Source organism: Synechococcus sp. RS9916 (genome assembly GCF_000153825.1).
Taxonomy (GTDB): domain Bacteria; phylum Cyanobacteriota; class Cyanobacteriia; order PCC-6307; family Cyanobiaceae; genus Synechococcus_C.
Genome location: NZ_DS022299.1, coordinates 2,164,521 through 2,176,815 on the forward strand (window position 1 = coordinate 2,164,521; position 12,295 = coordinate 2,176,815).

10 protein-coding genes are annotated in these 12,295 nt (G+C 62.0%); 4 read left to right on the forward strand and 6 right to left on the reverse strand.

Going from position 1 to position 12,295, the window contains the following annotated elements:
- Window positions 1-9: 9 nt before the first annotated feature.
- Window positions 10-1,035 (forward strand): RpoD/SigA family RNA polymerase sigma factor, encoded by a 1,026-nt coding sequence (locus RS9916_RS11230; RefSeq protein ID WP_007099537.1) that lies wholly within the window; start codon window positions 10-12, stop codon window positions 1,033-1,035.
- Here RS9916_RS11230 and RS9916_RS11235 read toward each other — a convergent pair.
- The 5 genes from RS9916_RS11235 to RS9916_RS11255 all read right to left on the reverse strand — a co-directional run bounded on the left by RS9916_RS11235 (window position 1,020) and on the right by RS9916_RS11255 (window position 8,381).
- Window positions 1,020-1,976 carry an alpha/beta fold hydrolase gene (locus RS9916_RS11235; protein ID WP_038023702.1) on the reverse strand — a complete coding sequence of 319 codons (957 nt, stop codon included), beginning with the start codon at window positions 1,974-1,976 and terminating at the stop codon, window positions 1,020-1,022. The genes RS9916_RS11230 and RS9916_RS11235 overlap by 16 nt on opposite strands.
- A complete protein-coding gene (locus RS9916_RS11240) occupies window positions 1,966-5,229 on the reverse strand; it encodes an efflux RND transporter permease subunit (RefSeq protein ID WP_007099539.1) in 3,264 nt (1,087 codons plus the stop codon). Before RS9916_RS11240 ends, RS9916_RS11235 begins: the two co-directional genes overlap by 11 nt.
- A 7-nt stretch (window positions 5,230-5,236) precedes the next feature.
- Window positions 5,237-6,274, reverse strand: coding sequence for an efflux RND transporter periplasmic adaptor subunit (locus RS9916_RS11245; protein WP_007099540.1), 1,038 nt, complete (start codon window positions 6,272-6,274; stop codon window positions 5,237-5,239).
- A 209-nt stretch (window positions 6,275-6,483) separates the two neighbouring features.
- Window positions 6,484-7,752, reverse strand: a complete 1,269-nt coding sequence (gene bioA, locus RS9916_RS11250) for an adenosylmethionine--8-amino-7-oxononanoate transaminase (protein WP_050752334.1) — start codon at window positions 7,750-7,752, stop codon at window positions 6,484-6,486.
- 92 nt (window positions 7,753-7,844) lie between these two features.
- Window positions 7,845-8,381: a YqhA family protein gene (locus RS9916_RS11255; protein ID WP_038023705.1), complete on the reverse strand. Its 537-nt coding sequence runs from the start codon at window positions 8,379-8,381 to the stop codon at window positions 7,845-7,847.
- Window positions 8,382-8,821: 440 nt separating this feature from the next.
- On the opposite strand from RS9916_RS11255, the gene RS9916_RS11260 reads away from it, so the two are divergent.
- The 3 genes from RS9916_RS11260 (at window position 8,822) to RS9916_RS11270 (ending at window position 11,782) form a co-directional block, all read left to right on the forward strand.
- Window positions 8,822-9,346, forward strand: a complete 525-nt coding sequence (locus RS9916_RS11260; RefSeq protein ID WP_156777532.1) for a hypothetical protein — start codon at window positions 8,822-8,824, stop codon at window positions 9,344-9,346.
- Window positions 9,347-9,431: 85 nt separating this feature from the next.
- Window positions 9,432-10,643 (forward strand): 8-oxo-dGTP diphosphatase MutT, encoded by a 1,212-nt coding sequence (mutT, locus tag RS9916_RS11265; protein WP_050752335.1) that lies wholly within the window; start codon window positions 9,432-9,434, stop codon window positions 10,641-10,643.
- 77 nt (window positions 10,644-10,720) lie between these two features.
- Window positions 10,721-11,782, forward strand: coding sequence for a carbohydrate kinase (locus RS9916_RS11270; RefSeq protein ID WP_007099545.1), 1,062 nt, complete (start codon window positions 10,721-10,723; stop codon window positions 11,780-11,782).
- Between the two features lie 3 nt (window positions 11,783-11,785).
- Here the strand turns inward: RS9916_RS11270 and tsaE are convergent, their stop codons facing one another.
- Window positions 11,786-12,289: a tRNA (adenosine(37)-N6)-threonylcarbamoyltransferase complex ATPase subunit type 1 TsaE gene (tsaE, locus tag RS9916_RS11275; protein ID WP_007099546.1), complete on the reverse strand. Its 504-nt coding sequence runs from the start codon at window positions 12,287-12,289 to the stop codon at window positions 11,786-11,788.
- Between the last annotated feature and the right edge of the window lie 6 nt (window positions 12,290-12,295).

Consider the following 12,295-nt stretch of genomic DNA (forward strand, 5'->3'; position numbering starts at 1 on the left):
GGAGCACGCATGGTCGTTGCCACCGCTGTAGCCGCAGCCCCTACAACTGCTGCAAAATCACGTCGTTCTCAGTCATCGCGCTCGGCGGTTGCCGAAGTCGATCTGGTCCGTTCGTACCTGCGGGATATCGGTCGTGTGCCGCTTCTGAGTCACCAGCAGGAGATCACCCTGGGCCGTCAGGTGCAGGACCTGATGGAACTGGAAGCTTTGGAGTCGGAGCTGAAGAGCGAAAGCGGCGAGGAGGTGGTGGCCCCCGAAGCTCTGGCGAAGAAGGCTGGATTAAGTGGTGTGCAGCTGAAGCGGAAGTTGCAGGCAGGACGCCGTGCCAAGGAGCGGATGGTGGCCGCCAACCTGCGCCTGGTGGTGAGCGTCGCGAAGAAATACACCAAGCGGAACATGGAACTGCTGGATCTGATCCAGGAGGGAACGATCGGCCTGGTGCGGGGTGTGGAGAAGTTCGACCCCACCCGCGGCTACAAGTTCAGCACCTATGCGTATTGGTGGATTCGTCAGGGGATCACGCGGGCGATTGCGGAGAAGAGCCGCACGATCCGGCTGCCGATTCACATCACCGAGATGCTGAACAAGCTGAAGAAAGGGCAGCGTGAGCTGAGCCAGGAACTGGGGCGGACTCCCACGGTGACGGAGCTGGCGGAATTTGTGGAGCTGCCGGAAGAGGAGGTGAAAGACCTGATGTGCCGGGCCCGTCAGCCGGTGAGCCTGGAGATGAAGGTGGGCGATGGGGATGACACCGAATTGCTGGAGCTGCTGGCCGGTGATGGTGAGCTGCCGAGCGAGCAGGTGGAAGGGGAGTGCCTGAAGGGCGACCTGCGGGATCTGTTGGAGCAGCTGCCGGAGCTGCAGCGCAAGGTGCTGCGGATGCGTTACGGGATGAATGGCGAGGATCCGATGAGCCTCACCGGCATTGGTCGCATCATTGGCATCAGCCGTGATCGCGTGCGCAATCTCGAGCGCGACGGCCTCGCAGGCTTGCGTCGCCTCAGCGATCAGGTGGAGGCCTACGTCGCCTGCTGATTCAGGCACCTCAGCAGCAGGGGATTGACTTGATCCGGATGTTCGTCGTGGGGGCAATGCCCCCCACCGGCCACCACCGAGAGCGAGCGGACCGTCGCGTAGCGATCCGCCCATCGCTGTGCTTCCGGTAGGGGCTCCCAGGGGTCGTTTTCGCCCCAGATCAGATCGACGGGCACCGACAGCTCGTTCAACAGATCGGGTGCGAGGTAATCGTCGAACAGATTGATGAAACCGCGGAACGCTTCTGCGGCACCAGCGCGTTGGGTCGGCTGAAATAGCAGCTGCACCAGCTCGTCATCGACGTTGCAGCCGCTGGGGTATGCCTGTTTCAGCACGCTGCGGATGACGGAGGGGCGGGCGGCGTTGCGGAACAGGGCGGAGCTCAGCCAGCGCTGGCTCACCAGGGTTTTCAGCAGAGGTCTGATCCAGGCCATCCAGGCCGGTTGGGTGGCCAATTGCTTGTCATCCATCAACCGCTGGGCGCAGTCGATCAGCACGACTCCCTTGCAGGTGCTGCCGTCCGGATTGGCGGCAAGCAGCTGGGCTGCCCTCAGTGCCACAACGCCGCCGATGGAATTGCCCACCAACAGCACGGGCCTGTTCACCACCTGCCGGCAGAAGCTGGCCACTTGCTCACCCCAAAGGTCAAAGCTGTAGTGGAGCCCGTCTTGGGTGGCGCTTGTGGATGGTTCTCCCTTCAGCAGTGCTTGGGGCTGACTGCTGCGTCCGAAGCCGATCAGGTCGAGGGCATAGGTGGGGGTCTCGGCGCTCAGGGTCGGCATGGTGTGGCGCCAGTGGTCGGTGTTGGCGCCAAACCCATGAATCAGCACCGCCGCGGGGTTGGTCGTTGTGGTCAGTGCGTCAGTGCCGGCATGGCTCCAGCCCACCTCCAGCATTCGCCCTGTGGAGTTGCTCCACTGCCAGATCTGTTCAGCTGGCATGGCTTTCTTCAGCACCGAACCAGCGCCGTTCTAACGCCTTCACCACCACATAGAAGGGCGGCACCACCCCAAGGGAGAGCACGGTGGCTACCACCAGTCCGCCAAAGATCACGGTGCCCAGGGATTGCTGACTCTGGGCGCCGGCCCCATTGGCCACCACCAGAGGCAGAAACCCAGCCAGGGCAGCGATGGCGGTCATCAGGATCGGCCGCAGCCGGGATTCGGCTGACGCGATCACGGCTGCGGCGGGTGCCATGCCCTGTTCCAAATGCTGTTCCGCCACTTCCACGATCAAGATGCCGTTTTTCGCCGCCAGGCCGATCAGAGTCACCAGGCCTACCTGGGCATAGATGTTGAGGTCGATGGAGCGGATCGCCAGAAAGGCCAGTGCGCCGAGCATGGCCAGAGGCACCGTCATCAAAATGATCACCGGTGTGACGTAGCTCTCGTACTGGGCTGACAACACCAGGTAGACGATCAGGATGCCGAGGCCGAACACCAGCACACTGGCGTTGCCAGCGGAGAGCTGCAGGGCGGCAAGACCGGTGAAGGCGGAGCCGATGTTGGTGGGGTTGAGCTGGTTGAACAGGTTCTGGATCGAGGTCAGCGCCTGACCGGAGCTCTTGCCCGCCGCCTGGACGCCCTGGATCAGCACCGTGCGATAGAGGTTGTAGTGGCTGATGATCGGCGGCGCACTGTCGAGTTCGGCTTCGGCGAACTGAGACACCTGCACCAATTGGTCGTCGCGGCTTTTCACGTAGTAATCGAGGATCTTGTTCACCTCGGAGCGCTCCGTGGCCGTGGATTGCACGTAGACGTTGCGCACCTGGCCGTTTTCGTAGGTGAGGCCTGTGTAACTGCCTCCAGCCAGAGTGGCGATGGTACTCATCGCCTCCTGGTAGTCGACGTTCAGGGCTCCCATCACGGCTCGATTCACCTTGAGCCTGAACGCCGGGGCGCTGGGAATGAACTGGGAGTAGAGCGCTCCGAAGTCACCCGACGCTTGGCCGGCTTTGATCAGTGACTGCGCCTGTTGATCGAGCGCGTTGAAGCTGTAGTTGCCGCTGAGATCGTTGAATTGGAAATAGAAGCCTCCTTGGGCGGAAAAGCCCGGCACGGCCGGAGGTTGACCAATCCTGGCCATGCCACTGCTCAGCTGGGAGAGCTTCGCGTTCAGGCGATCGGCGATCGCGAAGGAGCTGTTGCTGGCCCCAGATCGTTCACTCAGGGGCTTCAGCCCCACCAGGATCGTGCCTTGATCAGGGCTGGAGCCATTGAAGCCGTAGCCACTGATCACGTTGCCGTTGAGGATGTCGTCTTCCTCTTTCAGGATCGCGGCGATCTCGGCGGCCATCGCTTCGGTCTGGTTGAGGGAGGCTCCGTTCTGGAGTTGATAGATCCCTGCCAGGTAGCCCTGATCTTCATCCGGAATGAATGCCTGGGGTAAGGCCATGAAGGCGAGAGCCGTCACCACGATGCCGCTGATCAGCGCCACCATCACCACGCGGCGCCCGTCAATCAACCGGCTGATCAGACGGCCATAGGCCTGTTGCAGGCGATCGAAGCCGTTGTTGAACACCCGGAAGATCAACGGCAGATTGGCGCCCGCCAGCCCGAACACCACCACCCCAAGGGCGTAGGTCCAGATGCCGAAGGCGGCGGCGCTGAAGCGCCCGAAGGCCAGGCCGATGATCACGCCAGCCACTGGCCACCCCCAGCCGCGTGGTTCCTCGGACGCTTCGCCTCGCAGGATCAGGCCTGCGAGCATCGGCGAGAAGGTGAGGGCGTTGAAGGCTGAGATCGCAATCGAGAACGCAATCGTGAGCGCGAATTGCTGGTAGATGATGCCGATGCTGCCCGGATAGAAGGCCACGGGCACAAACACCGCCATCAACACGAGGGCCGTGGCCACCAGGGCGCCGAACAGCTCGCCCATGCAGGCCAGAGCCGCCTGCCGGGGGCGCCTGCCGCTTTCGATATTTTTCGAGACCGCTTCGATCACCACGATTGCGTCATCCACCACCAAGCCGGTGGCCAGCACCAGTCCCAGCAAGGTGAGCTGGTTGATCGAGAAGCCGAACACCTTGATGAAGGCAAAGGTGCCCACCAGGGAGATCGGAATGGCCAGACTCGGCACGATCGTGGCGCGCCAGTTCTGCAAAAACACGAACAGGATCACCAGCACCAGCACGATCGCCAGGCCCAGGGCATCGATCACGCCCTCCACGGAGGATTCGATGAATTGACCGACGTTGTACACCTGTTGCACCGTGACGCCAGGAGGCACCTCGGCGGCGAAGGCCTCCATCTGTTGCACCACGGCGTCGGCAACATCGAGGGCATTGCTGTCCGGTGTTTGGAACACCGCTACGGAGATGGCGTCGTGGTTGGAGGTGTCAACCGCGGCCGTTGTGTAGTTGTTGAAGCCGTAGCGCACCTCCCCCACGTCCTTGAGGAGCAGGAGATTGCCGGTGGGGGTGCGCCCCACGATCAGGTTGTTGAACTCCTCCAGTGAGAGCAGGTTGCCGTTGTTCTCCACCAGCAACGGGTAGGTGTAGGCCTGATTGCCCGAGGCGGGTGGCCCACCCACCAGGCCGCCGACGGCGATGCTGTTTTGCGCTTTGACGGCATTGACCACATCGGTGGCCGTGAGCCGGTTGGCGGCCAGTTTGTTGGGATCAACAAACAGCCGGTAGGCGGGGTTGGTGCCTCCGAGGATGTTGACGTTGGCGACACCCGGGACCCGCTCCAAGGGGTAATAGAGCTGCTCGTAGACCAGTCCGTTCAGGTAAGCGGCGTCGAACTGACCCTCGGTTGACGACACCTGATAGGCGAGCAGGATCGATGGTGTGCTTTGCAGCACGGAGACGCCTGTGTCAGAGACCTGGTCTGGAAGCTGGGGCATCGCCAACGACACCCGGTTCTGCACATTGACCTGGTCGATATCGATATCGGTGGTCTCGTCGAAATAGACCTGGATGATGCTTTGCCCCTCCATGTTGCTGGTGGAGGAGATGTAGGACGCACCAGGAACGCCGTTGATTTGTTGTTCCAGGGGATTGGTCACCGCTTGTTCCGTGACCAGTGAATTGGCGCCGCTGTAGCTGGCCGTCACCTGAATGAGTGGTGGGGCAATGTTGGGCAGGTTGGCGATCGGCAGGTTGGGGATGGCGATCACCCCCATCAGCACGATCAGGATGCTGCAAACGGTGGTGAGAACCGGTCGCTTGATGAAGTTGTCGGAAAAGGCCATGGCGTGATCAGCGGGAGACCTTCACCGGCATGCCGTTGCTGAGTAGGGCGGTGTTGCTCACCACCACCGTTTCGCCAGTGCTCAGGCCTGAACGCACCGCGTAGTGATTGTTCTGCAACGGCCCCAATTGCACGGGGGTTTGCACCACCAGGGGGGTGTTGCCTGGCAGGCGTTCCAGCCTCTTCTTCTTGGCGTCCGGGATGGAGGTGGATGCCTTGATCTTGGGCAGGGCTTTGCTTAAGGGAACCAGCTTGTAGACGAAGGGTTGCTGGGCCTGCATGAACACGGCCTGCACGGGCACGGCTAGGGCTTGCGTGTTGCCCGTGATGATCTGGCTTTTCACGAACTGCCCGGTTTTCAACTGGCCCGTCAGGTTGGGGAAGGTGGCTTTCACCATCAAGGTGTTGGGTCCCTGATCGGTGCCAGGCACGCCGAAGTAGGGAGAAATGAAACTGACGCTTCCCTCGCCGGTCACCGGCGGGTTGGTCTGGGAGGCGACGGTGACCCGTTGCCCGAGCTTGACCTGCCCCGCCTGGGTGGCAGGAATCTGCATCAAGGTCCAGAGGGTGGAGTTGTCGACGATGCCGGTGATGGCCTGGCCTGTTGTCACGTAGTCGCCGAGCTTGACGGTGTCGAGATCGCCGACGACGCCGTCGATGGGTGAGCGCACGTATTTGTATCCGAGCGTGGCTGCATCGGCGAGGGCCTTGTCGCGTGACGCGATCGCCTGGGTGGCGTATTGATCTCTCTGCTTGGCTGAGGTTGCACCGTTTAGATACAGAAACTCATAGCGCTCGGCATTGATCCGATCGGTGTGGGCCTGGGCGCGGGAGGCATTCAGCGCTGCGCTTTGTTGCACGTTGTCGAGCACCAGGATCGGTTGTCCGGCTTTGACCCGCTCGCCTTCGGTCGCCAGAATCTTCACGACACGACCTTCCGCCTCAGGTCGCAGTGCCACGTTGGTGGTCGACTCGAGCACGCTGATCGCGTCCACACTGGGGCTGAAGCTGGCTTCGCGGATTTGGGCCGTCTTCACCGACGGCATCGTGCGGCCGTGTTGTGCCTGATGGCTACAACTTGCCAGCAGATAGAGAGCTGGTAAGAGCATCGGCACTGTGAGTCGCCGCACCGTTTTCACCGCTTTTTGCGCACGGTAGAGCTGTTTTGAATGGTGGTCAGCGCATGGTGTGGTTCACGTCATCGCTGCCGCTGGCGATGCCTGCTGTGCCGTTGTTGGGTTGTTGCAGGGTTGCTTTAGGCGATCTGTGGGATGCCATCGCCAATGGCTCGGTAACAGTTGCTCAATTGATCGTCGCTGATGCAGAGCGGTGGCAGTAAATACACCACGTTCCCTAACGGCCGGATGTACACACCACGCTGCAGGCACAGCTTCTGCAGCTGGCGCCCCACGGGATTGAGATAACTGGTGCTCCCGCACTTGAGCTCAAAGGCGGCCATGGTGCCCTGGCAGCGCACATCCTTCACCTGCGGAAGGCTGGCCAGGGTTTGAAGGTGTTGGGTGTGCCGTGCCTCGAAGTCTTCAAACCGCTTGGGGTTCTGTTCCAGCAGCGCAAGGCTGGCGAGGGCGGCGGCGCAGCCCAGTGGATTGGCTGTGAAGCTGTGGCCATGGAAGAAGGTCTTTAAGGGTTCTTCACTGATGAACCCCTGATACAGCGCCTCGCTGGCCAGGGTTCCGCCCATGGGCAGGAAGCCACCGGTGAGTCCCTTGGAGAGGGCCATCAGATCGGGTTGGATGCCGGCCCGTTGGCAGGCGAACAGGGCGCCGGTGCGGCCGAAGCCGGTCATCACCTCATCGGCAATGATCAGAGCGCCATGGGCACGGACTAACGCTTCCACCCCCCTGAGGAATTCCGGACGCACCATGCGCATGCCCGAGGCCCCCTGGATCAGGGGTTCGAGAATCACTGCTGCCGTTGGAATGGCCAGGGCCGCTTCGAGCGCCTTGAGGGCTTCCGCTTCCCGGGTCTCGACGTCGTCATCGCCCCAGTGGGTGTGCGGCCAGGGCACCCGGGCCACATCAAACAGCAGTGGGTCGTAGGGCTCAGTAAAAATCGAGCGGTCCCCGAGGGCCATCGCTCCGAAGGTGTCGCCGTGATACGCCCCCTCGAAGGCGATCAGCTGGCGCCGTTCATTGTTTTGATTGCGCCAGAACTGCCAGGCGATCTTCAACGCCACCTCAACGGCGGTGGAGCCGTTGTCGGAGAAGAACAAGCGCTCCAGACCTGAATGGGCCGCGAGCCGGGTGGCGAGTTGTTCGGCAGGGCTGTGGCTGAAGTTGGCGAAGATCACCTGCTCCATCACCTGCGCCTGCTTGGCGATGGCCGCGGCAATGGAGGGTTCGCTATGGCCGTGCAGGGTGACCCACCAGCTGCTGATGGCATCGATCAGGCTGCTGCCGTCGTCGCGTTGCAGCACCGCGCCCTTGGCGCTGCTGACCCGCAGCGGTTCGGGATGCAGCGCCACCTGGGTGGTGGGGTGCCAGAGGTGCGGGTGCCAGGGCATCCAGGCCGCTTGCGTCGCTGTGTTCAGGTTTGCAGAGCACTGGCTGCCCAGACCAGCTCGGTTGCCTCCGTCTTGGGTGATCACGAGCCCGTTCAGTGCTTTTCGACCTTGCCGATCAGCCAGGCGCTGAAGGCAAGCATCAACACCCCTGCGCAATACATCAGCAGTTCGTTGGCTGTGCTGACCTTGAAGCTCACCATTGATTTGAACGCCGTCACGATCAGGGCGACCACGATCACTTTGGTGAGCTTCTGCTTGAGGCCGTCGAGTGACTCGATGCTGAGCAGATTGCGTCGCACTGTGGATTGATCGTGCAGGCGCGGATCGATGTCGGAGATCACTAATTCGTAGATGCCGTAGCCAAAAATCAGCAGTGCGATGCCGATCAAGTAGTAGTCGATCCCTCCCACCACTTCACCGATCAGAAGGGTGCTGCTGCTGTTGTTGAAGCGGCCTTGCATCACCTGGCTGAGTGCCCGCAATTCAGCTTCGGTGCCGATCACAAAACAACTCACGCTGCCCAGCAGGCTCATCACGACAGGGATCAAGGTGATCAGCCGGAAATGCCAGATCAAGCGTTCGAAACTGTGTTCTAGCCGGCTGGGTCCGAGGCGTCTTGGTGCGGTCATGGCGGTTCCCCTGCGTTGTGTTGGTAGCAGCCACCGTGGGGTCGGCTCCGGCTCTTGACGCAATCGGTTGTGTCTGTGGAACAGTCAGAGGGTGCGCGTTGCGTGCCCGGGGGCAACGCTGCGCGTTTCGTTCATGACGACAAAAGCCCGGCCATGCAGGGGGCAACCGTGAGAACCTGCCCTCAAGACAGTTGGCAGGCGTCGTGTTTCGCATGTTTCGATCACCGAGTCGCTTCGATTGGCCGTTTGTCCGCAAGCGCTATCCGGTGCTTGATCCGCGCTATTTCGATGACCCTGTGGCCCTGCGAACGGGCTGGGTGCCTTTGTCGCCAGGGGGGTCCCGCCACATCACGAATCGCCTCCGTGAGATTGCACCTCAGGTGCTGAGCTTCCAGCCGACGGCCTATCGCCATTACCAGTCACTCGTCCACCTGCTGGCGTTGCTGGTGTTTGGCAATGTGTTGGTTGTCAGCCTTCTGCGCGACGAGCTCAACATCAATCGTCCTGATGAATGGTGGGTGATCTCAGCGCTTGTGCAGATTCTTGTCGGATGCGTTATCACATTGGTTCTGCTGAATCGTTCCATTGATGTTGATGGACATGCTGCACAAGTTCGATTGGGCCTTCCAAAGCTGAAGTGGCTCAACCAGGTTCCGTGGCTTCAGCACTTGCTCTGCCGTTCGGTGCCTTTCGCTGCGATCCACAGCATTCAGCTGTTGGATGAAGAAGTTCGCAACCCACGTGAGCAGATGTTTTGGAGCTATGAGCTCAACTTGGTGCTTGGTGACGGCAAGCGCATCAACCTGATTGACCATCGCGATCAAAGGGAGATCCGTTGGGATGCCGGTGACCTATCGCGGATGATGGACGTTCCGATCTGGGATTTTATTGGTTACAGGCAGCCTTCTCATGCCATGGATCCTGATGAGATCAAGGCCAGGATTCTCGAGCGGATTCTTTGGTGATCCAAGCGCTGTTGAGCCATGGACTTGTGTGCATCGTTTGCAACCGGAGTGATGGGATTTGAATCGCCAGTTGTGCAGTGAAGTCGTGCGTGGGAGTGATCACGACGCATGGCCAGATCTCGGTGCATCGCCTCCTGAGCTGAGCCGCTCGTTGTTGGTCTGGTGGGAACGGCACGGTCGCCGGGATCTTGCGCAGAAACCCTGGATGTTCACCGCGGATCAACGCTGGCCACAGCCTGACGAGCTGTTGTCTCCCTTCGGCATCTGGATTGCCGAGGTGATGTTGCAGCAAACCCAGCTGCAGGTGGTGTTGCCGTACTGGCAGGGATGGATGCAATCCTTTCCGACGCTCCAGGCTCTCGCGGCGGCGGATGAGCAGGCCGTGTTGTTGCGCTGGCAAGGCCTGGGTTATTACTCCCGAGCCCGTCGCTTGCACGCAACAGCGCGCTTGCTGCTCGCGCCACTCGACGGTGACCCGACGGACCCCGCCCGCTGGCCCCAGGATCTCGACGCCTGGTTGGCCTTGCCGGGGATTGGCCGCAGCACGGCAGGCGGCATTCTCTCCTCAGCCTTCAATAGCCCGCTGGCGATTCTGGATGGGAATGTGCGCCGGGTGCTGGCGCGCTTGATGGCCCATCCGCGTCCGCCGATGCGCGACCAGGCGCTGTTCTGGCGTTGGAGTGAGGCGCTGATTGCAGTTGTTCCGCAGCGCAGCCGTGATCTCAATCAAGCCCTGATGGATCTCGGGGCCACCCTCTGCACCCCGCGTAATCCATCGTGCGGGCGATGCCCCTGGCAACACGCGTGTGCTGCTTACGCTGCTGGCTCCCCAGCTGACTACCCCGTGAAAGAGGCCCCTCGCGAGCTCCCCTTCCAGGTGATTGGTGTGGGCGTGGTGCTCAATGAAGCTAGAGAGGTGTTGATTGACCAGCGCCTCAACGAAGGCTTGCTGGGCGGGATGTGGGAATTTCCCGGTGGCAAACAGGAGCCCGGTGAGGCGATTGAAGCCACCATCGCCCGTGAACTGATGGAGGAACTGGCGATCGAGGTGTCGGTGGATCAAGAGCTGATCTGCGTCGATCACGCCTATAGCCACAAGAAACTGCGTTTTGTGGTGCATCTCTGCCGCTGGCGGTCCGGTGAACCCCAGCCGTTGGCCAGCCAGCAGGTGCGCTGGGTGCGTCCCCAGGACCTCGGTGCCTATCCCTTCCCTGCCGCCAATGCCCGGATCATTGCGGCCTTGCTGGAGCACCTGGGCTTGCCCGCGATTCAGGCTCCTGCCGTTGATCAGCCTTGAGCCGGATGCGTTGAGTGGTTTGCGCAGTTGGCAGAGACGACGCCTCTGGCCACGCTGCAGGAAGTTGACTCCGGCCGATGGCCAAGCGTGCGGTCTGCGCCCCTCGGGTGCTTTGTCTGGGTGAGGCGTTGGTGGATCGTCTGGGCCCCCTCGGTGGTGATCCAGCGACGGCGACTCCGGCGGAGTGCGATGACCGTCTCGGTGGTGCTCCCGCCAATGTCGCTTGCGCCCTCGCCCGGCTGGGTACTCCTGTGGCGTTTCTGGGTCGCTTGGGCGATGACGCCATCGGCTCCAGTTTTCAGGAGCTGCTGCGCAATCGTGGGGTCGATCTGCGCGGCCTGCAAACCGACATGCAACGCCCCAGCCGGGTGGTGTTGGTGCGCCGGGATGCCAATGGGGAACGGGTGTTTCAGGGGTTCGCCGGCGAGCGAGGACAGGATTTCGCGGATCAGGGGCTCGATCACCGGCAGCTGGCTTTGGCCTGGCCTGCCTTGGCGCCATCGGCCCGCTGGCTGTTGGTGGGCACCATTCCCTTGGCGACACCTGCATCCACCGACGCTCTGCTCTGGGCGATCGAGCAGGTGGATCACTCCGGTCTGCGGCTGGCGTTGGATGTGAATTGGCGCCCCACGTTCTGGGATCCCCAGGCCGATCCGGCCGCGGGCCCCGCTCCGGAACAGTTGGCCACCATGGCTCCGCTGTTGGATCGTGCGTCGTTGATCAAGCTGGCCAAAGAGGAGGCGATCTGGCTGTTCAACAGCGCCAATCCGGAAGCGATCAGCGCTTGCCTGCCCACCCATCCGGATGTGGTGGTCACCGATGGCGGCAATCCCGTGCAGTGGTGCATTGCTGGCCACGCGGGAACGATGGATGTGTTGCCTCCGCCTCGGGTGGTGGATACCACCGGAGCGGGGGATGCTTTCACGGCGGGGTTGCTGCATCAGTTGTTGGCCCTCACTCCCGCTGGAGGGTCCCCATTGGAGCTCTCGGCAGCGGTGGTGCAGCAGGTGATTCGCTATGCCGCCGCGTGTGGTGCCCTGGTCTGCGCCGGAGCTGGTGGGATTGATCCGCAGCCGTCCGCCTGTGATGTGGAGCATTTCCTCCAGCACAGTGCGCCGATGGCCACGGGTCTGCGCTGAGCTTCAGCGCGACGGTGTCTGCAGCACGGCGTGCCGTCCGCCGTCGTCTCGGTGATGGAGCTGCACCCGCCAGGTGTCTGAGCAGGCGTTGAGACAGGCCACGCTAAGGCGCTCGGGCCACTCCACCACCAGCAGTGCACCCATCCCGCGAGCTTCTTCCTCTTCCTGGAAGAAGAGGTCGTCGGCGGCTTCGGGGCGCTCAAGCCGGTAGAGGTCAAGGTGCACGAGGGGGGGCTGGCCCTGGGGGTAGTGCTGGGCGAGCGCAAAGGTGGGGCTGGTGATCGGTTCCTCGATGCCCAGGGCCACAGCCAGACCTTGCACCAGGGAGGTTTTCCCGGCTCCCAGTTGCCCTTGCAGCAGCACAACAGCACCGGTTGGCAGACGATTGGCAAGGGCGTGCCCAAGATGGTGGGTGGCCTGCAGGTCCTCCAGGATCCAGGTGCTCTCTGTAGATTGGGCGTCTGGCGAGCCCGAAGCCTCGGCGACTCTGCAGAGATTTCCGTCCACGTTCTC